Origin of the sequence: Methanothermobacter sp. THM-1, assembly GCF_009914355.1 — an archaeon.
GTDB classification, from domain to species: domain Archaea; phylum Methanobacteriota; class Methanobacteria; order Methanobacteriales; family Methanothermobacteraceae; genus Methanothermobacter; species Methanothermobacter wolfei.
The window spans coordinates 986,008-1,011,599 of sequence record NZ_CP044013.1; the positions used below are offsets into that span (position 1 = coordinate 986,008).

The window sequence follows — 25,592 nt, forward strand, 5'->3', positions numbered from 1 at the left end:
CAATGACTTCACTAATCAATGAATTCGTGAATCGCGTGGAATTCGACTCATATGAGGACTTCCATGAGAACTTCAGGATAAAGGTGCCTGAGAACTTCAACTTCGCCTATGATGTTGTGGACCGCTACGCTGAGATGGAACCTGAAAAGACCGCCATAGTCTGGTGCAACGACAGCGGCGATGAAAAAAGGATAACCTTCAGGGAACTCAGGGAGAAATCAGAGCGGACCGCGAACTTTTTCATGAGGGAGGGTATCAAGAAGGGAGACACCGTAATGCTAACCCTCAAGGCAAGGTACGACTTCTGGTACTGCCTCCTTGGACTCCACAGGATAGGCGCCATTGCAATACCCGCAACACACATGCTCAAGGAAAAGGACATAATCTACAGGATACATGAAGCCGATATAAAGATGGTTGTCTGCATAGCAGAGGATGGAGTCCCGGAGGTCTTCGATGCAGCCATCAGCGAACTTGGAGCCGACGTTAAAAGGGTCATCGTTGGTGAAACAGACAGGGATGGCTGGCTCAACCTGAGGTCTGAACTTGAAGTTGTCCCCTCCGAATTCAGGAAACCCGAGGGGGATGATTATCCCGGCGGCAGCGACACCCTCCTTGTATACTTCTCATCAGGGACTACAGGGATGCCCAAGATGATAGAACACGACCACACATACCCCCTGGGGCATATAATAACAGCAAAGTACTGGCAGAACGTCCGCGAGGACGGCCTCCACTACACCGTTGCAGATACCGGATGGGCCAAGGCCATGTGGGGTCAGATCTACGGCCAGTGGATAGCAGGGAGCGCCGTGTTCGTCTATGACTATGACCGCTTCGACCCCGAGAAGATGCTTGAAAAGCTGGAAAAATATGATATCACAACATTCTGCGCCCCCCCGACCATCTACAGGTTCCTGATAAAGGAGGACCTATCAAGGTACGACCTCTCAGGGATAGAGTACGCTGTAACAGCAGGCGAGCCCCTCAACCCCGAGGTCTTTAACATGTTCAGGGAACACACGGGCCTGAAGCTCATGGAGGGCTTCGGTCAGACAGAATGCGTTGTCTGCATAGCAAACTTCCCATGGATGGAACCTAAACCAGGGTCAATGGGAAAACCATCCCCGGGTTACAGGATAGAACTGGTTGACAGGGACTGCAACCCGGTTGATGTGGGTGAGGAGGGAGAGATAGTTATAGACACCTCCAGTGGGAAACCCATAGGCCTCTTCAACGGGTACTACAGGAACCCCGAGAAGACATCGGAGGTCTGGCATGACGGCTACTACCATACAGGTGACACAGCCTGGATGGATGAGGACGGGTACATGTGGTTTGTTGGCAGGACCGACGATATAATCAAAAGCTCAGGTTACCGTATAGGGCCCTTCGAGGTTGAAAGCGCCATAATATCACACCCCTCTGTCCTTGAATGTGCGGTTACAGGTTACCCTGACCCCATAAGGGGACAGGTCGTCAAGGCAACAATCGTCCTTGCAAAGGGCTATGAACCCTCAGAGGAACTCAAAAAAGAGATACAGGACCATGTGAAGAGGGTGACGGCCCCCTACAAGTACCCCAGGATAGTTGAATTTGTGGATGAACTCCCCAAGACCATAAGCGGTAAGATAAGGCGGGTTGAGATAAGGGAGCATGACCTTGAAGGAGACGGTGGAAACCAATGAAGAAGGCTTACCCTCTTATAAACAAACTCGAATGCAAGGCCTGCGAGCGCTGCATAATCGCATGCCCACGGAACGTCCTTTACATGAGCAGTAAGATCAATGAACGCGGCTACCACTACGTTGAATACAGGGGCGAGGGCTGCAACGGGTGCGGGAACTGCTACTACACCTGCCCCGAGATCAATGCAATCGAGGTCCATATAGAGAGGTGTGATGATGGCAACACAGATTGCTAATGGCAGCACAGTAGCATATAGAGAGGTGTGATGATGGCAACACAGATGGTTAAGGGCAACACCGCAGTCATCATAGGTGCCATGTACGCAGGCTGCGACTGCTACTTCGGATACCCCATAACACCCGCAAGCGAGATACTCCATGAAGCCTCAAGGTACTTCCCCATGGTCGGGCGTAAATTCGTCCAGGCAGAATCAGAGGAGGCCGCCATAAACATGGTCTACGGTGCCGCAGCAGCAGGCCACAGGGTCATGACAGCATCCTCAGGTCCCGGTATAAGCCTCAAACAGGAGGGAATATCATTCCTTGCAGGCGCGGAGCTTCCTGCAGTGATAGTTGATGTGATGCGTGCAGGTCCAGGTCTCGGTAACATCGGCCCTGAACAGGGAGACTACAACCAGCTGGTGAAGGGCGGGGGACACGGGAACTACAGGAACATAGTCCTGGCCCCAAACAGTGTACAGGAGATGTGTGACCTGACAATGGAGGCCTTTGAACTTGCAGACCGATACCGGAACCCTGCCGTGGTCCTGGCAGACGCTGTCCTGGGCCAGATGGCCGAACCCCTCCGTTTCCCGGAGAGGGCGGTTGAACATGAACCAGACACATCCTGGGCTGTCTGCGGTAACAGGGAGACCATGAAGAACCTGGTCACATCAATATTCCTTGACTTCGATGAACTTGAAGAGTTCAACTTCCGTCTGCAGAGGAAGTACGGTGAGATAGAGGAAAAGGAGGTCAGGTACGAGGAATACCTCCTGGATGATGCAGAGATAGTCCTTGTATCCTACGGTATAAGCAGCAGGGTCTCCCAGACCGCAGTTGACACTGCAAGGTCAGAGGGTATAAGGGCCGGGCTCCTGAGGCCCATCACGCTCTTCCCCTTCCCATCAGAAAGGATAGCTGAACTTGCAGAGAGAAACTGCAGCTTCATATCCGTTGAGATGAGCAGCGGTCAGATGAGGGAAGACATTAAAATGGCCTCCGGCTGCAGGGACGTTGAACTCGTGAACAGGATGGGCGGTAACATGATTGAACTGAAGGACGTTCTTGAGAAGATCCGAAAAGTTGCGGGGGATAGAAGATGAAGGACAGGGTCATCAGGAAACCTGACTCGCTCCATGAAGTCTTTGAAAGGAAGGGTGGAAGCGCCCCGACAGCAACCCACTACTGCGCAGGCTGCGGCCACGGCATACTTCACAAGCTCATAGGAGAGGCGATTGATGAACTGGGGATACAGGAACGCAGCATAATGATAAGCCCCGTGGGGTGCGCGGTCTTCGCCTACTACTACTTTGACTGTGGAAACGTCCAGGTAGCCCATGGACGCGCACCCGCCGTCGGGACAGGAATATCACGCGCAGAGGATGATGCTGTCGTCATACTCTACCAGGGCGACGGGGACCTTGCATCCATAGGACTCAATGAAACCATACAGGCCGCTAACCGCGGCGAGAAACTGGCCGTCTTCTTTGTCAACAACACGGTCTACGGGATGACAGGGGGCCAGATGGCACCCACAACCCTGGTCGGTGAGGTCACGGTAACATGCCCCGGTGGCCGGGACCCCCGTTATGCAGGTTACCCCCTCCACATGTGCGAACTCCTCGACAACCTCCAGGCACCGGTATTCATTGAAAGGGTGTCCCTTGCAGACATAAAGAGCATAAGGAAGGCTAAAAGGGCTGTTAAGCGCGCCCTTGAAATCCAGAGGGATGGTAAGGGCTACGCATTCGTTGAGGTGCTCGCGCCCTGCCCGACAAACCTGAGACAGGACGCCGAGGGGGCTGAAAGGTTCATAAAAGAGGAAATGGAAAAGGAATTCCCTGTTAAGAACTTCAGGGACCGTTCAAGGGAAACAGAACCCCTCCATAGGGCGGAGAGTGACTTCTCAAAGGAGAGGCTTGATGAGATATTCCAGATCCATGAGGACTCGGTGCCCGACCCCGTGGACGACCCTGAATTCCCTGAGGTCCGGGTTAAGATCGCCGGCTTCGGGGGTCAGGGAGTCCTCAGCATGGGCCTCACCCTTGCACAGGCAGCCTGCAGCCAGGGAAGACACGTATCATGGTACCCTGCCTATGGACCCGAACAGAGGGGAGGTACCTCAAGCTGCGGTGTCGTGATATCAGGTGAAAGGATAGGTTCACCTGCAGTCGACAGACCCGACGTCCTCATCGCCTTCAACCAGCCCTCCCTCGAGGAGTTCAGAGGGGAAGTCCGTGAGGGGGGAGTGATAATCTATGACTCAACAACGGTGGAATTCACCGGCCCTGAGAACGTCAGGGCCATAGGGGTGCCTGCCCTGAGGATAGCGAAGGATGGTGGGACCGTAAGGGCCGCCAACACCGTCATGCTCGGGGTGCTGATGGCCATGGACCTCACAGGACTGGATGAAGACTCATTCAGGGACGCCATAAGATTCACATTCTCAGGAAAGGACAGAATCATAGATATGAACCTCAAAATCCTCGAAGCAGGAGCAGAATGGGCCAGGGAAAACATTGAAAGTGGGGGTGCTGATTGATGGTCTACCATGGAGAAGCGAAAAGATTCCTTGAATCGGCCTCAGTGGAGGTCGGAGACACCGTAAGGATAAAGAAACCAGATGTCACCTACGAGGGCATGGTACTGGACCGTGCAGATGATGCCGACGACAGGCACATAGTCCTGAAACTCAGGAGCGGATACAACATCGGAGTCGAGATCAGCGACGCCAGCATAGAACTCCTCGAAAGGGGTTCCGCGCCGAAGATCGAGCTCCCGCCCCTTGAGGTGACCGAAAACCCGGAACTCCCTGACATATCAATCATATCAACGGGTGGTACCGTTGCATCCATAATAGACTACCGTACCGGTGCCGTGCACCCCGCCTTCACCGCCGATGACCTCCTGAGGGCAAACCCCGAACTCCTGGACACCGCCAACATAAGGGGCAGGGCCGTCTTCAACATCCTCAGTGAAAACATGAAACCAGAGTACTGGGTTGAAACAGCAAGGGCCGTCTTCAGGGAGATCAGGGATGGTGCAGATGGAGTTGTGGTCGCCCATGGAACAGACACCATGCACTACACCTCAGCAGCCCTCAGCTTCATCCTCAAAACCCCGGTCCCGGTGGTCTTCACAGGGGCCCAGAGGAGCTCTGACAGGCCATCATCGGACGCCTCCCTCAACATACAGTGCTCTGTGAGGGCCGCTGCGTCAGATATTGCCGAAGTAACCCTCTGCATGCATGCAACCATGGATGACAGGACCTGCCACCTCCACAGGGGGGTCAGGGCAAGGAAGATGCACACATCAAGGAGGGACACCTTCAGGAGCATAAACTCACTCCCCCTTGCAGAGGTATCACCCCATGAGATCAGGGTAATCGATGGAAACTACCGTGAAAGGAGCTCGGAGGAACCCGAAATCATGGACAGGATTGAAGAAAGGGTGGCATTCATAAAGAGCTACCCCGGCATACAGCCCGAGATAATTGAATGGTACCTTGAAGACGGCTACAGGGGGATCGTAGTGGAGGGCACCGGCCTCGGCCACTGCCCCGACAGCCTGATACCCGTCCTTGAGGAGGCCCAGAGCAGGGGAGTCCCCGTTGCAATGACCTCCCAGTGCCTCAACGGGCGGGTTAACATGAACGTCTACAGTACAGGCCGCAGGCTTCTTGGTGCCGGTGTTATACCCTGCGGTGACATGCTCCCGGAGGTGGCCTACGTGAAGATGTGCTGGGTCCTCGGACAGACAGACGACCAGTATGAGGTAAGGGAAATGATGATGAAGAACATGGCAGGGGAACTCCAGGATAGATCCTCCATAGCCTACTTCAGGGGGTGATCATGTGGACTGGGAGAAAATCGGACTCAAGATGGGCCTTGAAATCCACCAGCAGCTTGACAGTAAATCCAAACTCTTCTGCCCCTGCCCCACAGAACTCATGGACACCGAACCGGACCATATAATAGAGAGGAACCTGAGGCCAACCCAGAGTGAACTTGGAAAATTTGACAGGGCAGCCTTCGAGGAGGCCATGAGGAAGCTCCACTTCCACTATGAAAACTACAATGATGGCACATGTCTCGTTGAGGCTGATGAGGAACCACCTCACCCCCTCAACAGGGAGGCCCTTGAAATCGCAGTCACCGTGGCCCTCCTCCTTAAAATGAGGGTTGTTGATGAGTTCCACACCATGAGGAAGCAGGTGATCGATGGGAGCAACACCGGGGGCTTCCAGAGGACAGGTCTTGTTGCAACAGACGGCCACCTCGAGACCCCTAGGGGACGTGTGAAGATAGAGAACCTCTGCCTCGAGGAGGACGCTGCAAGGAGGATCATGGAAACAGAGGACGGCGTGGTCTTCAGACTGGACCGCCTGGGGATACCCCTGGTTGAGATAACAACCGACCCCTCAATAAGGGACCCCAACCAGCTAAGGGACGTCGCCTACCAGATAGGACAGATCCTCAGAAGCACCAGGGTCAAGAGGGGCCTGGGGACCATAAGGCAGGACCTCAACATATCCATAAGGGACGGTGCAAGGGTGGAGGTGAAGGGTGTCCAGGACCTTGACCTCATACCTGAAATCGTTGAAAGGGAGGTTCAGAGGCAGCTGAAACTCGTCGAGATAAGCAGAAAACTCCAGGAAAGGAGTGCCGAGGTCCTGGATGAAATCCATGATGTTTCAGGAGTATTCAGGGACACCGAATCAAGGATAATATCCTCAGCAGAGTCTGTCCTTGCTGTTAAACTCAGGGGCTTTGATGGTATCATAGGAACCGAACTGCAGCCTGGAAGACGCCTCGGAACCGAGATGGCGGACTATGCCAAAAAGAGGGGTGTTAGCGGCATATTCCACACCGATGAACTCCCTGCCTACGGGATAGGCGAGGATGAAGTTAAGGAGCTCCGGAGAGAACTGAAAGCCTCCGATGATGACGCAGTGGTCCTGGTTGCCCATGACCGTGACAAGGCCGAGGAGGCCCTCAGGGAGGTTATAAGGCGTGCTGAGATTGCCATCAAGGGAGTCCCTGAGGAGACAAGGAAGGCCCTCTCCGATGGGAACACCCAGTACCTCAGGCCGCTTCCCACATCAAGCAGGATGTACCTTGAAACAGACATACCCCTATTCAGGATAGAACCGGAATTCGTTGAAAGGGTGAGGGATAACCTTCCCGAGCTGCCATCAGAGAAGAAGGAGCGTATAATGAGGGAATACGGGTTAAGTGATGACCTCGCATCCCAGCTCGTCAGACGAAACCTTGTGGAGGACTTCGAGTCCCTCTGCCGGTTCAGGGTTGACAGGACCGTCATCGCATCCCTGCTCGCCTACACCCTCAGGGAGCTCAGGAGGGAAGGGCATGACGTTGACTCCGTGGACCTGGAGGACGCCCTTAAACTCCTGGAGGACGGTAAGGTATCAAAGGACGCCCTCAGGGACATAATAGCCTCAATGGCAGATGAAGGAACCGCTGCAGAGGAGGCTGCAGGGAGGCTGAACCTGCTACTCCTCAGTCAGGAGGAGGTTGAGTCAGTTATAGATGAGATCATCGAGGCCAACCATGATATGATCTCCGAGAGGGGTATGGGTGCCATGGGGCCACTCATGGGGCAGGCCATGGGCCGGCTCCGTGGAAGGGCCGACGGGCAGATGGTTAACAGGATACTCCGGGAGAAGATCCAGGAGAGGCTCTGAACCATCCCCCCAATTTATTTTATACCCTAAAAGAGAGATACTGATATGGGTAAATTAACGGAAAGGATACTGGCAGACATACAGAAAACATGAAAGAGAGATACTGATATAAGGTGAATCCCATGACCCACTATGATATAATCGTTATTGGTGCTGGACCTGCAGGTCTTACCGCAGGGATATACGGTGGAAGGCAGGGCAGCAGTGTGCTGATGCTTGATAAGGGACCCGCAGGTGGACTTGGCCTTGAGGTCCACATGATGGAGAACTACCCTGGCTTTGAGATGATAGCCGGTATGAGCCTCGTTACCAAAATGAAAAAACAGGCAACGAAGGTCGCTGAGCTCAGGGAGATGGAGGAAGTCTACAGGGTGGACCGGGATGATGTCTTCAGTGTGGAGACATCAAGGGAGAAATACACTGCAGATGCAGTGATATTTGCAACTGGAAGCAAACACAGGCAGCTGGGGGTTCCTGGTGAGAACGACCTCCTCGGGAGGGGAGTCTCTTACTGTGCAACATGTGACGGCCCCCTTTACAAGGACAGGAAGGTGCTGATGGTCGGTGGGGGTAACAGCGCAGCCCAGGAAGCTGTTTTTCTAAAGAACATAGGCTGCGACGTCAGCATAGTCCACAGAAGGGATGAGTTAAGGGCTGACAGGTACCTGCAGGAAAAGCTGAAGGAAATGGAAATACCTGTAATCTGGAACTCCGTTGTAAAGGAGATAAGGGGCCATGACAGGGTTGAGGAGGTTGTAATCCACAACAGGGTCACCGGCGAGGATACTGTGCTGGAGGTTGACGGGATATTCATAGCGATAGGTGAGGAACCCATCAACCAGCTTGCAGTGGACATGGGGGTTAAGGTGGATGACGCCGGCTACATCATAACGGATAAATTCCAGAGGACCAGCATTCCACGGGTCTACGCCGCAGGCGACATAACCGGCGGCCTCAACCAGTGGATCACGGCCTGTGCAGAGGGTGCAGTTGCAGCAACCTATGCCTACAGGGAGATACAGAAGTACTGAACAGAGCCCCCTCAAACGCCCTCAGCACCTATCAGCACTAATCACGGTCCCTGAGAAAGAGGTAGATGATATATGCAATTATCAGGATGACTATAACAGGGAGGATCCATATAAGTACATAGAAAGCCACAACAGCAAGTACCACCGCCACCACGATGTAGATTATATCAGCAGACTCCATAATACTTAATTAGATGATTCATTATAAATAATTTTCAGGTTAAGAACTCTAAAACCATTAATTAGGAGAATATGCATGATACTCATCATCAATAACCATGGCCAGTACAATCACAGGATACACCGGACACTGAGATACCTGGGCATACCCTCGGAGCTTGTACCCAACACAACCCCCCTTGATGAGATCATTTCAAGGGATCCAGTGGGCCTGATACTGGGTGGGGGTCCGTCCCTTGAAAGGTCAGGTAACTGTGTGGAGTACATCCAGGAACTTGAAATCCCCATCCTGGGTATATGCCTTGGACACCAGCTCATTGCAAAGGCCTACGGGGGAGAGGTTGCAACGGCCGAGGCAGAGAGCTACGCCCGCATAGAAATCGAGATACTTGACGAGGATAACATCTTCAGGGGTCTCGGCCCGAGGATGAATGTATGGGCATCCCACAGGGATGAGGTCAGAAGGCTCCCCCTGGAATTCGATGTCCTTGCAAGGTCCAGTATATGTAATGTTGAGGCCATGAAGCACCATGAAAAGCCTGTATATGGTATACAGTTCCATCCCGAGGTCCACCATACAGAGAACGGCCACATGGTCTTTGAGAACTTCCATGAAGTCTGCAGCTCCCTTAAAGGTGAATGAACCCACTTACCTGCAGACACCTCATTTTTTATTGAATTCCGGATCATGGAAAAACATTCATAATATAAATATCACCAGATCCAATATTATATAAATCATTTTTATCGGTGATATTCATGCTGAATCCGTCTGATTTTATTGAGGAAGCGGTAGAAGAGATAAGGAAAACAGTTGGTAATGAAAAGGCTATAATAGCCCTGTCAGGAGGGGTTGACAGTTCGGTGGCCTCAGTACTTGCAGGTAAGGCCATTGGAGACAACCTGACAGCAGTATTCGTTGACCACGGACTGCTACGTGAAGGTGAGGCAGATTACGTGAAGAGGACCTTCAGTGAGCGCCTCAACTTCCGCTACATTGACGCCTCCGATGAGTTCCTCAGGGAGCTTGAAGGAGTCGCGGACCCCGAGGAGAAGCGTAAGATAATCGGGAGGGTGTTCATAGAGGTCTTTGAGAGGGTCGCCGAGGAGATAGGGGCAAAGTACCTTGTCCAGGGCACCATAGCCCCTGACTGGATTGAGAGTGAGGGTCAGATAAAGTCGCACCACAACGTTGCCCTCCCCATGGACTGGTCCTTGAGATTGTGGAGCCCATAAGGGAGCTCTACAAGGATGAGGTCAGGGAGATAGGACTTGAACTTGGACTTCCAGAGGAGATGATCCGGAGGCAACCCTTCCCAGGTCCGGGACTTGCAGTGAGGATAGTGGGTGAGATAACCCGGGAGAAGATCGAGATATGCCGGAGGGCCAATGCCATCGTTGAGGAGGAGGTTGTAGGTAGCGGCCTCCATGAGAGCCTGTGGCAGTACTTCGCCGTCCTCACCGATACGATGGTCACAGGTGTTAAGGGGGATGTGAGGGACTTCGGATACCTTGTGGTTATAAGGATGGTTGAATCCCTTGACGCCATGACTGCAAGCGTCCCTGAACTCCCCTGGGACCTTATAAAAACAATCTCAAAACGTATAACCGCCGAGATACCGGAGGTAACCCATGTGGCGCTCTCTGTAAGTGATAAGCCACCGAGCACCATTGAATTTGCCTGAAGAGCTCGCGGCTCTTATATCTTAATCCATAATTTATTTTATTATGGCCGAAGTCCCGGTTTTACCTTGAAGGATGGTGGTTAAGTTTAACTGCCATCAACCCGCAGGCACTGCTTATTAAATTATATACTTTGAGGGCCTAAATTAATATATGCAAGAAAAAATCCCGATATTCTCTGCAGCCAGGAACAGGGTTGAGATGGTTGAAAGGATTGAACTCCCAGTGGATGAGTGGCGTGAGATCCTCGACCCTGAAGCCTTCCGTGTTGCAAGGTGCGGCGGCACAGAACCACCATTCACAGGTGAGTACCATGACTTCCATGGTGATGGTATCTACAGGTGCATATGCTGCGGCACGGACCTCTTTGACTCAGAGACCAAGTTTGATTCAGGGACCGGCTGGCCGAGTTTCTATGATGTGATATCCCCTCACAATGTTGAACTCAGGAAGGACCTCAGCCTGGGGATGGTGCGCTGCGAGGTCCTCTGTGCCAGGTGCGGTGCTCACCTCGGGCACGTCTTTGATGATGGACCTGAACCCACAGGGAAGAGGTACTGCATGAACTCCGCGGCCCTGAAGTTCATTCCAAGAAACCAGGTGCACTGAAAGGCCTGTAAAATGAAAAAAAAATGAAATCCGTGATTTAAATGGGACCTGGAGAACACTTTGGAAGGTACTGGGTGGCTGGACTGGTATTCGCCATAATAACGGGGACCGTGAACACCCTGACATCAATAACCGGAAATTACAGTTCAGGACTCCGTCCTGAATGGTTCGCCGGCGTGGTTACAGGGGCCGTGGGGATACTGCTCTTTATCCTCGTACCATGGATCTACGGCAGGCTCATAGAGGTAATCTACTTAAAACTTATAAAGGATTAGAACATTGCAGCCGCCTGATTCAGGAGCTCATTCGCCTCATTTATTTTCAGGCCAGAGTATACGAAGTGATCATCATCATGTTCATCATAGAACTTCATGAACTCCTCAACAGCCTCAACATAGGTCCCTGCAGCTTCAAGGATCTTTCTATGGATACCTTCAAGTCCAGGGTCAGGTGTTTCATTCATTATATCCACATAAACATCCCTCAGGATGCGTTCAACCTCAGCAAACTCATCCCTGACTTCCTCAGGATCCGTACCTCCCCTTATAAGAAGAAGGTTCCCCCTGAATCTGTTTACAGCGTAACCTATCCTCTGGACATTCCTCTCCATCCTCTTCGAATACAAGTGAAAGCACCCCTCATTATCATATTTCCATTGTGATATAGCAATTCATTATGCTTGATATCCTCATACAACCAAATAAAAGGATACTCCACAACAATACTTCCATTGATGCCGGGAAGGGATCATCCTCCTCTGAAAACCGGTTACTCTAAAAAAATATAAAAAAGGTTCATGGTTCAGTCCCGGGCCATGAACATGACTGCACCATTGATTATAAGCCATAAACCTATAAGGGTCCCCAGAACAAGCGGGTTGGCAAGGAAAGTCCCTGCAATTATGTATATGAGACCTATTACTATGGCTATAACCCCATTCCATCTGCTACCTGCGGATCCTGTGACAGCAGCACCTACACCCGCAACTATGATGAGAAGCCCCACAATCCAGACAAGGAATCCGATGAGCCAGCTGAACAGGGCAGGGTTGAATATGAAGCCAAGACCGATTATAAGGGCTATGAGGCCCAGGGCAAGCTCCAGTATACCTAAACCTGCACTTTCACCCATCTCAGCTATTCCGGCCAGCATGAGACCGATACCAACCATGAGTACTATGAATCCACTTATCAGACTGAATGGAACAATACCGAGCAGTGGGAAAGCCAGTATTATGAGACCCAGAAGCACCATTAACAGTGCAGCAGCATTCTTCTGCAAAACCTACACCCCCTTCAATTCAGATAGGAAAATCAACTCCAGTATACCACCAGAAGGATCCATCCCTCGTATCATCCACCACCCCCATGATATAATGATGTCCTATATTAATTATATAATCATGGTAATATTTATATTTTGTCAGAAAAGTATAAAATTCTTATATAGGGACCATGATAGAATATAAACATTTATTCTGAGTAAAGGGAGGATCATATGCTGATACTGACAACACCCACCATAGAGGGTAAAAAGATAACCCGATATCATGGCCTTGTAACCGGAGACGCCCTCATAGGTGCAAACCTCTACAAGGACATGTTCTCCGGGGTGAGGGACGTTGTGGGTGGGAGGACCTCCAGGTATGAGGAGGAACTTGCAGCCGCCAGGAGAATTGCAATGGAGAGCATGGCCAGGAAGGCTGAGGATATGGGTGCCACTGCGGTCATCGGGACCCGCGTGACCTATCATAACCTTGGGGGTACCATGGGGAACACTATACTCGTAACCATCACAGGGACGGCGGTTTCCCACAGGGACTGATGCAGGGGTGACTCCATGGCCAGTTTAGGGGTCTTGATTGAAAAGAGATGGGGGCTTGCAGCTGTTATCCTCGGATTTCTTGCAGGGTTCATCTCAGCCTACCTCTGCATCATCTGGGGCCTTGTTATCTTTGGATTCAACATCATGTACATCATATCCCCTCTTCTTGCAGGGTTCATCGAAACCATGATAGCCCGGGAAAAGTACGGGAGGAGTACCGGGGCGATAAGCGCACTTCTAATCTTCATCATCATCAACCTGTATGGATGGTTCATCCCTGCCACGCGCATTGACCCCACAAAGGAACCCGTTACACTGAGTCTGATCACATTAATCGCCATAGTACTGACTCTGCAGGCAGCATTCCCCACACTGGTAAATTACGTTCTCATTGTGACCTTCAAAGGCAGCGTATACAGGTTAATACAATTTTTAGGAAGACTCGGGTTGATTAAGGCTCCTGAAACAGGTCCCCATAGCGTTACTGAGGGTCTGGATGATCTTTGGATGGAAATGCCTCTGGTATCTGTTCCTGGTGTGAACGGGGACAAGATAAAGAGTTATCTGGGTCTTGTAGCCGGTGAAGCCGTGGCTGAAGAGGTGAGGTATGAGGGGAGGTTCGCAAACCTCATGAGGATCATTGAACCACCCTCCCAGAACAGGTTCAAACTGACGGAGGCGCGTAGAGATGCCATCTCTGTGATGCTTGATAGGGCTGCATCAAGGGCGCCAATGCCGTTGTTGAAGTGATAATAGACCATGTCTCTGTTGGTGGACTGCAGGGGAGTGCTGTTATAGTGACTGCCACAGGAACTGCAGTGGTAGTTCATGAAGATGTATAATTACAGAAGGATATCTTCGTAATAGAACGGTATAGCGAACTAAATTTCAATCCCATTTTGGTCTGATTTTAACAGAAAGGCAAAGACTTCCTCCCATGGCTCCTACTCTAGTTTCAATCCCATTTTGGTCTGATTTTAACGGTTATCCGGTTTCCTTCTTCGTCGTGGATGGTTGTGCGTGTTTCAATCCCATTTTGGTCTGATTTTAACTGAGATGGAAAAAGCTGTAGAGAAAATCATGGATGCGTTTCAATCCCATTTTGGTCTGATTTTAACCATATTACGAAAGGTGTAGAGACCTCCTACAAGAGGGTTTCAATCCCATTTTGGTCTGATTTTAACTCTACAGTTCCCGGCTATCCTATGACAAGTACATCAGTTTCAATCCCATTTTGGTCTGATTTTAACGGGTGCTTTGATCTGCCGGTTCCTGTTGTTTATCAGGTGTTTCAATCCCATTTTGGTCTGATTTTAACGTCCGGATCACCTTGTAGGTGATGGAGGGGTCGAAATGTTTCAATCCCATTTTGGTCTGATTTTAACCGAGTATAAAGGCGTGAAAACACGCCAATACCTCTAGTTTCAATCCCATTTTGGTCTGATTTTAACTGATACGCTGAAAAAGAGATAGGATAGAGGTGGTGTGTTTCAATCCCATTTTGGTCTGATTTTAACACATGCAACGCCGCTACAACCTCTTCAAGAAGGAAAAGTTTCAATCCCATTTTGGTCTGATTTTAACAGGACCATATCATATTCAGCGCTGGCGAGGAAGGTAGTTTCAATCCCATTTTGGTCTGATTTTAACCCTGCGGAGGAACTCATCATCATCACGGATATCATCGTTTCAATCCCATTTTGGTCTGATTTTAACACTACACGGTTCAATGTGAACAATTGTATTCGTTTCAGTTTCAATCCCATTTTGGTCTGATTTTAACGCATTACTAAACCTATCACCATAATAATAATCATACCGTTTCAATCCCATTTTGGTCTGATTTTAACACACATTAGATATGATAGAAAAGGGTAGATACTAAGTTTCAATCCCATTTTGGTCTGATTTTAACTTGTTTTTCAGCCTGTCGCATTTCAATAGCGACTACAGTTTCAATCCCATTTTGGTCTGATTTTAACCTGGCAGTGGTGTAGTACTATGTCACTGCTACGTTGTTTCAATCCCATTTTGGTCTGATTTTAACCGAATCAATTTTACAACTGTTCAATTTGGCAAATTTGTTTCAATCCCATTTTGGTCTGATTTTAACTTGGAAACAACCACATCAAAACGGTAGGTGATAGATAGTTTCAATCCCATTTTGGTCTGATTTTAACACGGAGGTGACATCAATGAAAACGAAGACGATAGAGAGGCGTTTCAATCCCATTTTGGTCTGATTTTAACTTGACGCGGATGAGTGTTTCTTCCCCGTCTGGGTTCCGTTTCAATCCCATTTTGGTCTGATTTTAACTTCTTTTCCGTGTCTCTTCCTTTCTGTTTCTCTCATGTTTCAATCCCATTTTGGTCTGATTTTAACGAGGGTCGTGAGGCCCTCCTCCAGGCCATAACTGGTTTCAATCCCATTTTGGTCTGATTTTAACTTCTCCTGCCCAGTATTTCATCATGATGCACCTTGGTTTCAATCCCATTTTGGTCTGATTTTAACAATAAATTAATAAAAGTAACAAAGTAACAAAGTAACAGTTTCAATCCCATTTTGGTCTGATTTTAACAAGGAGGTGAAAGGGAAATGATGAAAGAGATCCTGGTTTCAATCCCATTTTGGTCTGATTTTAACGATGAAAAAAAACTTCCTTGAAGGTGAAAAAAATGAGTTTCAATCCCATTTTGGTCTGATTTTAACTATTTCTACCATATCTATCACCTATTTCTGTTTTTAGTTTCAATCCCATTTTGGTCTGATTTTAACTATTTTTCGTTTTCATTGATGTCACCTCCGTGCTTGGTTTCAATCCCATTTTGGTCTGATTTTAACGAATGAGAAGAGTTGAAGTGAGCGCCCTCCATAGGGGTTTCAATCCCATTTTGGTCTGATTTTAACCATCTGCGCCTTCTCCTTCTTTTTCTCATGATGACCTGTTTCAATCCCATTTTGGTCTGATTTTAACCTGGCCCAGATAGTCAACATGATCCTTCAAGATGCGTTTCAATCCCATTTTGGTCTGATTTTAACGGGGTGCGGTTCGTGCAGAATTTCGTGAACTTCCTAGTTTCAATCCCATTTTGGTCTGATTTTAACGAAAACAGGGAGCACAAGCCATATAAACACGTTACGAGTTTCAATCCCATTTTGGTCTGATTTTAACACACCGACTACCACAGCCTTCCCTTCCAAGTCACCATGTTTCAATCCCATTTTGGTCTGATTTTAACACGGTCACAGGGGGCTCCTTCACAGAGGGAACACCGTTTCAATCCCATTTTGGTCTGATTTTAACGAGGCCAGCCCCGCCCGCAGCGCCAGCGAAGAGGCGTTTCAATCCCATTTTGGTCTGATTTTAACGATGATGCGGGCGAACAATCTGCTGAACTACTACGCGTTTCAATCCCATTTTGGTCTGATTTTAACTGCTTTTAGGTGCTCTAGTATAATTTATTAACATTGAGTTTCAATCCCATTTTGGTCTGATTTTAACCTTGTGATGAAAAGAGTAGATGAGAAACAGAAATGTTTCAATCCCATTTTGGTCTGATTTTAACTAATATAGTGGAATTTGGAGATGAATAAAATGAAAAGTTTCAATCCCATTTTGGTCTGATTTTAACCTACATACCCACTACATACCCACTTAAGAATAAAAAAGTTTCAATCCCATTTTGGTCTGATTTTAACCGTCTCAGGGCTGATCAGATCGCGAGGAGTATCGCGGTTTCAATCCCATTTTGGTCTGATTTTAACGAGAATGGGGACTACGAACTTGTATTCTACGTCGCTGTTTCAATCCCATTTTGGTCTGATTTTAACGGCCCCTGGGAAGGCCTTCGACGCCGCTAAGAACTTGTTTCAATCCCATTTTGGTCTGATTTTAACCAGTTGTAAAATTGATTTGGGTACTGACCTTGATTCGTTTCAATCCCATTTTGGTCTGATTTTAACAATTGGTTCTGGATGCCCTTGAAAAGGATTTTAAGTTTCAATCCCATTTTGGTCTGATTTTAACTTTGGGGTTGGTGGGGTGAGGTTGAGCCTTATTTTGTTTCAATCCCATTTTGGTCTGATTTTAACATGTAATATTATATATATATCTTTTTTGTATATATTGTTTCAATCCCATTTTGGTCTGATTTTAACCTGATCTCCTCGAGGATGTCTGTGTCTGTGTCTGTTAGTTTCAATCCCATTTTGGTCTGATTTTAACTAACCCAAAGTAAGAAAATAAAAAATGTTCAGAATTGTTTCAATCCCATTTTGGTCTGATTTTAACTATGTGGTTATAACCAGCCCGTTCCTCAAGATTCTGGTTTCAATCCCATTTTGGTCTGATTTTAACACTTGCAGGGATCATCGATGCAGTGGCCAGGCACCTGTTTCAATCCCATTTTGGTCTGATTTTAACCAATCGTGTGGTGACCTTGCAAATGGTGCAAATAAGTTTCAATCCCATTTTGGTCTGATTTTAACCCTCGGACGGAGATCCTCCCACTGCAGAAGATGCACGTTTCAATCCCATTTTGGTCTGATTTTAACCAGGCTTTCATCAGCCTGAATGAAGCCACCCACGGATGTTTCAATCCCATTTTGGTCTGATTTTAACGCATCCATCAAGGGCTCCACACCAACATCTAGTATAGGTTTCAATCCCATTTTGGTCTGATTTTAACTGGACGAATCATTAAAACACGCCGTTAAGTTCGTAGGTTTCAATCCCATTTTGGTCTGATTTTAACAAGCCCAACCCCCCGTTGCACTATCCAGATTATTGAGTTTCAATCCCATTTTGGTCTGATTTTAACGTGGAGCATACTCATACATGCTCCACATAAAAAAGTTTCAATCCCATTTTGGTCTGATTTTAACGGTCCAAGTGGATGAGACTGGAGCGATAGTGGAGTATGTGAGTTTCAATCCCATTTTGGTCTGATTTTAACCTGTACGACAAATATGGACTATATGGGCTATACGGTTTCAATCCCATTTTGGTCTGATTTTAACGAGGTCTAATTTCTCTTTCACTGTGGCTTCATCTGGGTTTCAATCCCATTTTGGTCTGATTTTAACTAATGCGAGGCTCACGGCTTTGACTTTGGCGTTGAGTTTCAATCCCATTTTGGTCTGATTTTAACCAGCGACCCCACAATCATACTAGAACCCCGATCATGGCGTTTCAATCCCATTTTGGTCTGATTTTAACGAATTTTTAGGGATACCTAAACTTATTGTGTTCAGGTTTCAATCCCATTTTGGTCTGATTTTAACACGGTTCCAGTCCAGTTCTCCCCGTGACTGCATACCTGTTTCAATCCCATTTTGGTCTGATTTTAACTCGACAGTATGCTTAAGGCCCTACCCTCTGAGTACACGTTTCAATCCCATTTTGGTCTGATTTTAACTACTGCTTCATAACTCCCCTGGCCTCAGCCGGCGTGGTTTCAATCCCATTTTGGTCTGATTTTAACTTGATACGTGTGCAAAGTGTTCATTATTTTTGTAAGTTTCAATCCCATTTTGGTCTGATTTTAACCTACACATTTATATAATTCAAGTGTAGTGTAATTGGAGTTTCAATCCCATTTTGGTCTGATTTTAACCCAGTTGAACATCTTAACACCCAGCTTAACCTTCAAGTTTCAATCCCATTTTGGTCTGATTTTAACGCTAACCTTTTACTCCTATCTTGTGTATCAAAAAAGTCGTTTCAATCCCATTTTGGTCTGATTTTAACTCACTGAGGGGATGTTGGGTACGCCGGTGGTTCCGCGTTTCAATCCCATTTTGGTCTGATTTTAACCCTTAAATGATTTGCTGAGTTTCCCCACTTCCTTTGGTTTCAATCCCATTTTGGTCTGATTTTAACACTACTTACAGGGTCTTGTATCTGAATATGCACTAAAGTTTCAATCCCATTTTGGTCTGATTTTAACTTATGTGGGACGCTGCTGATCACCCAATAGAAGAAGGTTTCAATCCCATTTTGGTCTGATTTTAACGAGCCTGCCCAGGACTCGAATACCATCACACGAAGTTTCAATCCCATTTTGGTCTGATTTTAACCCGGTCTCATTGGAGCGGCCGGGGGCCTCACGCAGAGTTTCAATCCCATTTTGGTCTGATTTTAACCCTTAAATGATTTGCTGAGTTTCCCCACTTCCTTTGGTTTCAATCCCATTTTGGTCTGATTTTAACTATCGCTGGATTCGGTACTCTTGAAATGGCGAGCATGTTTCAATCCCATTTTGGTCTGATTTTAACTATAAATAAACCCATTTACATTATTACAAAAAAATGTTTCAATCCCATTTTGGTCTGATTTTAACGTGAAAACTGCAGCTGCAGGTGCCGCTAATATTAGTGTTTCAATCCCATTTTGGTCTGATTTTAACTGTAAACGGAAAATACAGTTGTGACCGGTGATAAAAGTTTCAATCCCATTTTGGTCTGATTTTAACGAAACTAGTCATAGAAGCCCCAGATGAGACGGTGAAGTTTCAATCCCATTTTGGTCTGATTTTAACCAGGTTTGATATAGATGAATTCCTTGAGTTGAAGGTTTCAATCCCATTTTGGTCTGATTTTAACCTTTATGATGAATAAGCTATTTCCAGGCGTTTTAGTTTCAATCCCATTTTGGTCTGATTTTAACCTTTTCAAGTCTCCTTGTCCACTCACCGCCTTTTTTGTTTCAATCCCATTTTGGTCTGATTTTAACTAAATTTGTATCTACCAAAAAAATGGGTGATAAATAGTTTCAATCCCATTTTGGTCTGATTTTAACTCTATCTACACTGCTATCTGGATGTATATACTTCCAAGTTTCAATCCCATTTTGGTCTGATTTTAACACGATTTTCTAGGATATTCACTAGAGAATCAGGATGTTTCAATCCCATTTTGGTCTGATTTTAACACATGATTAAATACATATCATGTATATAGTCTAATTGGTTTCAATCCCATTTTGGTCTGATTTTAACTAAAACCTTTGATACTACTGCATTTCAGCATGGATAGTTTCAATCCCATTTTGGTCTGATTTTAACTATGCAGTTTTACGATTAGTATTTATACCTTCACCACGTTTCAATCCCATTTTGGTCTGATTTTAACAAAGAAATAAAGAATTTCATGATACCACTCAATGGTGTTTCAATCCCATTTTGGTCTGATTTTAACTTTGTTTGGTGGTAAAAAAACTACAACTACAGCTAAGTTTCAATCCCATTTTGGTCTGATTTTAACTATTATTCCGAATAATTGTACTGTGTATGTCCAGCGGTTTCAATCCCATTTTGGTCTGATTTTAACGATTTTAGTAGCATACCGTCTAATGCTACTATAACGTTTCAATCCCATTTTGGTCTGATTTTAACGTTTTCCGGTTTAACTTCTTCTAATTGGTTATTCTTCGTTTCAATCCCATTTTGGTCTGATTTTAACAAGTTGACTATATTTTGTTTACCTTTTCTATCTAATGTTTCAATCCCATTTTGGTCTGATTTTAACAGGGCGGATTTTTTCTCTGTTTGACCCTTAACGCTATGAAATTTCTCCTTTCAGATATATAAATTTGTCGACCCCCAATAATGCACTCCATTTATAAAGGCAGACGACTCAACAAAACATCTCCAAATAAAAAAATAAGACACAAAAATAATCTAAAACAATTTTAAAATAATTATGACAAGATAAATAATCTCTGGTGCCTGTTCAAACTTTTACAGTTAAAAAGGAGTTAAAATAACTTATTGTTATTAAAATTTTCCTGTGAATTTTCATGGGATAGACGACTGAACCAGAGATCTTAAAATAACCAATAAACAGTCAATAACACCTTAAAATAAAAATAAAAGAATTAAAACGTGCAAGGGGATATTTAAATCAATTAGGCATTTTTAATAGCTCAGATTATCATCAAAGTCATCCAGTAACCCCTGAAGGTCAATCAGATAATCTGAATCCGCATCATCCAGAGCCCTGAGCATTCATAGGCTTCCCTGGGGGTTATCAGGACTTACATGACCATCAGTTAATGGTGAACTCCCTTAAACTCAGGACAGATAAAAGGAGGGAAGCGCATCATAAAAGATATAACCCCTCAGCTGAAACCTTCATATGATGATAAAATCAAAGTACGCATTCCTCCAGAGGCTAACAAGGGACCTTAAGATGAAATCAACCAGTGTGGGTGAGGAACTGGAGGGTGCAACACCTCCATCGGTGTTCATAGGAAGCTGGAACTACCCGAAGGTATACGCCGGGCCCATGATAGCCCCTCTCCAGGGGGAAGTGGAGATATTCGACTCCCCTGAACGATGGATACCTGAAGAGAAGACCCAGGAGGAGATCATAGACTACCGACTCAACCTTGTAAGGGGAAAACAGCTTGTGGGGGTAAGGGACCTTGACACTAAACTCGTCGAGAAGCTCCAGGAGATATCCCTCTCATCAGGGGCTATTGAAAGCGAAGCAAGATTCAGGAAAAAACCCAGGGGACTATTCTTCAGTGAGGAACAGACCCCCCACGGTCCAAGCGCAGTCATAGAAAACTTCGAGATAGATAACGTCCGCTGGGACCGTGAGCTTGAAAGGGCCTACTATGACACCGACCTGAAGGCCTCGGAAGCCATAATAGAACTCCACAGCAGGGAGGTACCATTTTCAGCCGTCCAGAAGGCCCTCTCGGTGGGTGCCCTCGGTGATGGCAGGAGAAGGAGGCTGGTCCCCACAAGGTGGTCCATAACCGCCTGTGACAGCACACTGGCAGACCACTTCATGAAAAGGGTGGTCGAATATGAAGTCCTGGATGCATATCACCTCTACGAGTTTGAAAGCCTCCAGAACCATTACCTGGTACTCCTGACACCATCAGAATGGCAGTACGAGTGGATGGAGGCCTTCATGAAGTCTGATAAACATGCAATGATCTTCTCGGACCATGAAACAGGACCCGGTAAGAGGGAGTACTCAAGGGTGGGTGGCTGCTACTACAGTGCAAAGATGGCCGTCCTTGAGGCCCTTGACAGGATCGGGAGACAGGCAGGCGCATTCATACTCAGGGAGGCATACCCTGGATACGTGCCGCTGGGTGTCTTCAACGTCAGGGAGAACGTCAAGAATGCCATGAAGGAGGAGCCGCTCATATTCAATGACCTTAAAGACGCCCTTAAGGTCATGGACAGTAAACTGCGACTTGGACTTGAAAGCTTCATGAAGAGGAGCAGCCTCCTTAAGGACCTGGGGGCTTCAAGGCAGACCACGCTGGACTCATTCTTCAGCTGACCCCGACGGGACCCCCATGATTCAAAGGAAAATTAGACCTCACTTCATGTATTAAGGATCCAGAAATTTGATGATAGAATTCCTGAACGACCTCTGCAGGAGCAATTAAGGACCCGAAAATTTGATGATAATATGTGGCCTTTAGGGGGCTGTCTCCAGGAAAAACCCTTAAAGAATGTGATGAACATGAAACTTAGATTCAGAAGACCATCCCCTGAAACAAGGAGGGCTGTCTGCAGGGCAGCGCTCTACGATGATATACCCAACCCTGAAGAGAGGATAAAGGAGATCACCGGACATGAGGCTGCCCTCCTGGTGAACAGTGGCAGCGCAACCATACTCCTTGTTGCATCACGCCTCGAGGGTTCCATACTTATACCGGACCAGGGTGGGTGGCGTGGCTTCAGGAGGATCCCCCCGATACCTGGAAGGAAAACCATCCCCCTTAAGACAGAAAGGGGTCTGATCAGCCCCGAGACCCTTGAATCGGCCCTTGAAGAGACAGGGGCCTCGGCACTCCTTGTAACAAGCTTCGCAGGTTACACCGCTGAACAGCCCATCAGGGAACTGGGGGAGGTGTGCAGATCCCATGGCGCCATCCTCGTGGAGGATGCCTCAGGCAGCGTCTCGGACCCTGAGGGGAGGCTGTGCAACGGGAGGTACAGTGACATCATCCTTGCATCAACGGGTTCCCCCAAGACCGTCAATGCTGGTGGCGGCGGATTCGTATCAACATCCATCCCCGGCTTCCTTGACAGGGACGCCCTTGTCTCATGCCTCAGGGCAGACCCCTATGTGAGGGCTGCCGTCACCCTTGAACTTGAAAGTGCCGGGGTCAACCTCAGGGAGACACTGAGGGCGTGCAGTTACCTTAAGAAGAACCTTGAAGGGGCCCTGCACCCTGAAAGGAGGGGTGTGAATGTTATCATCCCCTCGGAGGATCCGAGGAGGGATGCCAGGGTGCTGAGGGGCCTTGTGAATGCTGATGGTAGAAGCATATTCACTGCCTGCCCCCTCTATGACAGGGTTCTTGAGGATGCGGTTGCGGTTGAGGTTAAAAACCTTGATGTCAGGTGCCTTACAGATGAAAACCTTGAGGGGCTTGTTGAGATAATCAGGGGCGTCATCCCTGGACCATCATAACATCCCATACAGCTCCTTTTTTTCTTTGTTTCTTTGTTTGTTTTTCTCCCCAGGACCATCATAACATCCCATACAGCTACCCATATGAATAAATAATCAGCATGAGAATCCACATGAAAAGATCATGAAAGGTAATCGTAGACTATCTCATGGATACTGAACCCGTAGCATGAGAATCCACATAAGACCATGGAAAGAGGACCTATGAATCAATAATCAGCATGGTTGTCCTCTCGATGAGGGCGTCCTCAACTCCAAGAAGATCCGCTTCAGCGCCAAGGCCGTAGAGCCTCCTGAGGTACTCTTCATCAGGTTCAAGGACACCGTCATCCCTCTGGAATCTTGAATCAAGGAACTCCAATCCCTCATCACAGTCAATGAGGACCGCGCAGATCTCCATTTCACCTTCACGTATACCCAGGAGTTCAAGGGCCCTGCTTATCTGCCTCATCCCGGCTATCCTGAGGCAGACCTCAATACCGGTGTCAGAGGATATGTTGTTACCCCTCTCAAAGGCCCTTACTGCATGGAGGGCTCCATGTAGGGCGTGGTCCCTCCCTGCCACTGCCCTGGCATCAAGTAGCTGGACGGTGCCCCTGAACTTCCTAAGTTCAGAGAGTATGCCCTCAACACTCCCTATTCTCCCCCTGTAACCTGCAACTTCTATCTTCACCCTCAATCACCATGAATGGTCTCAGTCCTCATAGGCAAGGAGACGGTTAACCCCGCTGAGGAATGCCTCCACACTTGCCATGATGATGTCTGGCTGTGTGCTCCTGGCACTTATTATCCTGTCCCCGCGTCTAAGTTTTATGATAACATCGATGAGGGCGTCGGTACCCCCTGTTATGGCATCCACGTGGTACTCTTCAAGGGTTATATCTGCAAAGTCAGCGAGGCTCTTCTTTATGGCCACTATGGCGGCGTCCACAGGTCCAACACCTGTGCCTGCCTCAAGGACCTCATTACCGTCAACCTTCAGTTTAACGGATGCTGTCGGCGTAACCCTGTTACCCGAGACTATGGTGACCTCCTCAAGGTCAACCACCTTGTCCTCCATCAGTCCGAGCACGTCCTCGGTTATTGCCTGGAGGTCCACGTCGGTGACGCATTTACCCATATCCCCCAGGGCCTTCACCCTCCTGAATATCTCCATGAGCTTTTCATCGCTCACCTTGAGGCCAAGCTCATCGAGACGTTTCCTCAGGGCATGTTTGCCTATGTGTTTGCCCATGACGAACCTTCTCCTGTGCCCTACCAGTTCGGGTGTTATGGGCTCATAGGTTTCGGCCTTTTTAAGCACTCCATCGGCGTGTATCCCTGATTCATGTGCGAAGGCGTTCTCCCCGACTATTGCCTTGTTTGGCTGGAGGTAGACCCCTGTCATCCTTGCAACCATCCTTGATGTTTCATAGAGCATCTCTATGTTGATGTTTGTTTTCACATCATAGAGTGAGTAGAGGGCCACCACCACCTCCTCGAGGGCTGCGTTCCCTGCCCTTTCACCTATACCGTTTATGGTTACATGGACCTCTGAGGCGCCGGCCCTCAGCCCTGCAAGGGAGTTTGCAACCGCCAGTCCGAAGTCGTTGTGGCAGTGGATGCTGAGGGGTGCTCCGAGTCCTGAGAGTTCACCGTAGAATTCATAGGAGCGTTCGGGTGTCAGCATGCCGACGGTGTCGCAGGCACATATCCTATCTGCCCCTGCCTGGATCCCCTCGGTGAATATCCTCCTGAGGAATTCCATCCTGCTCCTTGTTGAGTCCTCTGCAGAGAGCTCCACGGTGAGGCCGTGTTCTGCAGCGTACTCTGTGCACTGCACTGCCTGTTCAAGGACCTCCTCCTCGGTCTTCCTGAGCTTGTGCTGGAGGTGCAGGTCAGAGGTTGGCACCACCAGGTGCACGCTGTCAACGTCGCATGAGATGGCCGCGTCTATGTCATCCTGGACAGCCCTTGCGAAGCTGCATATCTCTGCATTAAGGCCCTCGGAGGTGATCATCCTGATGCCCTCCCTTTCACCCTCTGATGTGATGGCTGAGCCTGCCTCGATGATGTCCACGCCCAGTGAGTCGAGCTTAAGTGCTATTCTAAGTTTCTCCTCGGGGGTCAGGGATACCCCCGGTGTCTGCTCTCCATCCCTCAGTGTGGTGTCAAGTACTCTAACCTGCAATTGCATCCCCTTTCAAGTTTTCATAAATGTTTCC

19 protein-coding genes, 1 pseudogene and 1 CRISPR repeat array are annotated in these 25,592 nt (G+C 48.0%); of the genes and pseudogenes, 15 read left to right on the forward strand and 5 right to left on the reverse strand.

Going from position 1 to position 25,592, the window contains the following annotated elements:
* Nucleotides 1-2: 2 nt before the first annotated feature.
* The 7 genes from FZP57_RS05145 to trxB all read left to right on the forward strand — a co-directional run bounded on the left by FZP57_RS05145 (nucleotide 3) and on the right by trxB (nucleotide 8,645).
* Nucleotides 3-1,688, forward strand: a complete 1,686-nt coding sequence (locus FZP57_RS05145) for an AMP-binding protein (protein ID WP_191216014.1) — start codon at nucleotides 3-5, stop codon at nucleotides 1,686-1,688.
* On the forward strand, nucleotides 1,685-1,924 hold the full coding sequence (vorC, locus tag FZP57_RS05150) for a 3-methyl-2-oxobutanoate dehydrogenase subunit VorC (RefSeq protein ID WP_191216015.1): 240 nt from the start codon (nucleotides 1,685-1,687) through the stop codon (nucleotides 1,922-1,924). The genes FZP57_RS05145 and vorC overlap by 4 nt, the downstream gene beginning before the upstream one ends.
* 33 nt (nucleotides 1,925-1,957) lie before the next feature.
* The gene (gene vorB / locus FZP57_RS05155; protein ID WP_191216590.1) at nucleotides 1,958-3,013 is read left to right on the forward strand and encodes a 3-methyl-2-oxobutanoate dehydrogenase subunit VorB; all 1,056 of its coding nucleotides are present in this window, start codon (nucleotides 1,958-1,960) and stop codon (nucleotides 3,011-3,013) included.
* The gene (locus FZP57_RS05160; RefSeq protein ID WP_191216016.1) at nucleotides 3,010-4,452 is read left to right on the forward strand and encodes a 2-oxoacid:acceptor oxidoreductase family protein; all 1,443 of its coding nucleotides are present in this window, start codon (nucleotides 3,010-3,012) and stop codon (nucleotides 4,450-4,452) included. The genes vorB and FZP57_RS05160 overlap by 4 nt, the downstream gene beginning before the upstream one ends.
* Nucleotides 4,452-5,759 (forward strand): Glu-tRNA(Gln) amidotransferase subunit GatD, encoded by a 1,308-nt coding sequence (gene gatD, locus FZP57_RS05165; protein ID WP_191216017.1) that lies wholly within the window; start codon nucleotides 4,452-4,454, stop codon nucleotides 5,757-5,759. The genes FZP57_RS05160 and gatD overlap by 1 nt, the downstream gene beginning before the upstream one ends.
* A 4-nt stretch (nucleotides 5,760-5,763) precedes the next feature.
* On the forward strand, nucleotides 5,764-7,614 hold the full coding sequence (gatE, locus tag FZP57_RS05170) for a Glu-tRNA(Gln) amidotransferase subunit GatE (RefSeq protein WP_074359069.1): 1,851 nt from the start codon (nucleotides 5,764-5,766) through the stop codon (nucleotides 7,612-7,614).
* 122 nt (nucleotides 7,615-7,736) lie between these two features.
* Entirely contained in the window at nucleotides 7,737-8,645 is a 909-nt protein-coding gene (gene trxB, locus FZP57_RS05175; RefSeq protein WP_074359070.1) for a thioredoxin-disulfide reductase, read from the forward strand.
* 37 nt (nucleotides 8,646-8,682) lie between these two features.
* Here the strand turns inward: trxB and FZP57_RS05180 are convergent, their stop codons facing one another.
* Entirely contained in the window at nucleotides 8,683-8,826 is a 144-nt protein-coding gene (locus FZP57_RS05180) for a hypothetical protein (protein WP_191216018.1), read from the reverse strand.
* A 75-nt stretch (nucleotides 8,827-8,901) separates the two neighbouring features.
* Here FZP57_RS05180 and FZP57_RS05185 point away from each other — a divergent pair, with 75 nt between their 5' ends.
* The 4 genes and pseudogenes from FZP57_RS05185 to FZP57_RS05200 all read left to right on the forward strand — a co-directional run bounded on the left by FZP57_RS05185 (nucleotide 8,902) and on the right by FZP57_RS05200 (nucleotide 11,392).
* On the forward strand, nucleotides 8,902-9,468 hold the full coding sequence (locus FZP57_RS05185) for a GMP synthase subunit A (RefSeq protein WP_191216019.1): 567 nt from the start codon (nucleotides 8,902-8,904) through the stop codon (nucleotides 9,466-9,468).
* A 116-nt stretch (nucleotides 9,469-9,584) separates the two neighbouring features.
* Nucleotides 9,585-10,510 (forward strand): annotated as a pseudogene (guaA, locus tag FZP57_RS05190) (glutamine-hydrolyzing GMP synthase).
* 151 nt (nucleotides 10,511-10,661) lie between these two features.
* Nucleotides 10,662-11,117 carry a peptide-methionine (R)-S-oxide reductase MsrB gene (msrB, locus tag FZP57_RS05195; protein ID WP_074359073.1) on the forward strand — a complete coding sequence of 152 codons (456 nt, stop codon included), beginning with the start codon at nucleotides 10,662-10,664 and terminating at the stop codon, nucleotides 11,115-11,117.
* 41 nt (nucleotides 11,118-11,158) lie between these two features.
* Nucleotides 11,159-11,392: a hypothetical protein gene (locus FZP57_RS05200; protein WP_191216020.1), complete on the forward strand. Its 234-nt coding sequence runs from the start codon at nucleotides 11,159-11,161 to the stop codon at nucleotides 11,390-11,392.
* Here FZP57_RS05200 and FZP57_RS05205 read toward each other — a convergent pair.
* Together FZP57_RS05205 and FZP57_RS05210 are read right to left on the reverse strand one after the other, a co-directional pair.
* Nucleotides 11,389-11,742: a hypothetical protein gene (locus FZP57_RS05205; protein WP_074359075.1), complete on the reverse strand. Its 354-nt coding sequence runs from the start codon at nucleotides 11,740-11,742 to the stop codon at nucleotides 11,389-11,391. The two genes, FZP57_RS05200 and FZP57_RS05205, sit on opposite strands and share 4 nt — an antisense overlap.
* A gap of 176 nt (nucleotides 11,743-11,918) precedes the next feature.
* Nucleotides 11,919-12,398: a DUF308 domain-containing protein gene (locus tag FZP57_RS05210; protein WP_084531224.1), complete on the reverse strand. Its 480-nt coding sequence runs from the start codon at nucleotides 12,396-12,398 to the stop codon at nucleotides 11,919-11,921.
* A gap of 216 nt (nucleotides 12,399-12,614) precedes the next feature.
* Here FZP57_RS05210 and FZP57_RS05215 point away from each other — a divergent pair, with 216 nt between their 5' ends.
* The 4 genes from FZP57_RS05215 (at nucleotide 12,615) to FZP57_RS05230 (ending at nucleotide 23,388) form a co-directional block, all read left to right on the forward strand.
* Nucleotides 12,615-12,941 (forward strand): YbjQ family protein, encoded by a 327-nt coding sequence (locus FZP57_RS05215; protein WP_074359076.1) that lies wholly within the window; start codon nucleotides 12,615-12,617, stop codon nucleotides 12,939-12,941.
* Between the two features lie 15 nt (nucleotides 12,942-12,956).
* A complete protein-coding gene (locus tag FZP57_RS05220) occupies nucleotides 12,957-13,691 on the forward strand; it encodes a hypothetical protein (protein WP_238337846.1) in 735 nt (244 codons plus the stop codon).
* Between the two features lie 135 nt (nucleotides 13,692-13,826).
* A CRISPR array of direct repeats spans nucleotides 13,827-20,469; the repeat unit is 30 nt; unit sequence GTTTCAATCCCATTTTGGTCTGATTTTAAC.
* Between the two features lie 612 nt (nucleotides 20,470-21,081).
* Entirely contained in the window at nucleotides 21,082-22,245 is a 1,164-nt protein-coding gene (locus tag FZP57_RS05225; protein ID WP_191216591.1) for an Nre family DNA repair protein, read from the forward strand.
* 186 nt (nucleotides 22,246-22,431) lie between these two features.
* Nucleotides 22,432-23,388, forward strand: a complete 957-nt coding sequence (locus tag FZP57_RS05230) for a DegT/DnrJ/EryC1/StrS family aminotransferase (protein ID WP_191216021.1) — start codon at nucleotides 22,432-22,434, stop codon at nucleotides 23,386-23,388.
* A 202-nt stretch (nucleotides 23,389-23,590) separates the two neighbouring features.
* On the opposite strand, the gene cgi121 is transcribed toward FZP57_RS05230, so the two are convergent.
* Together cgi121 and FZP57_RS05240 are read right to left on the reverse strand one after the other, a co-directional pair.
* The gene (cgi121, locus tag FZP57_RS05235) at nucleotides 23,591-24,061 is read right to left on the reverse strand and encodes a KEOPS complex subunit Cgi121 (protein ID WP_191216022.1); all 471 of its coding nucleotides are present in this window, start codon (nucleotides 24,059-24,061) and stop codon (nucleotides 23,591-23,593) included.
* 21 nt (nucleotides 24,062-24,082) lie between these two features.
* The gene (locus tag FZP57_RS05240) at nucleotides 24,083-25,558 is read right to left on the reverse strand and encodes a 2-isopropylmalate synthase (protein ID WP_191216023.1); all 1,476 of its coding nucleotides are present in this window, start codon (nucleotides 25,556-25,558) and stop codon (nucleotides 24,083-24,085) included.
* Between the last annotated feature and the right edge of the window lie 34 nt (nucleotides 25,559-25,592).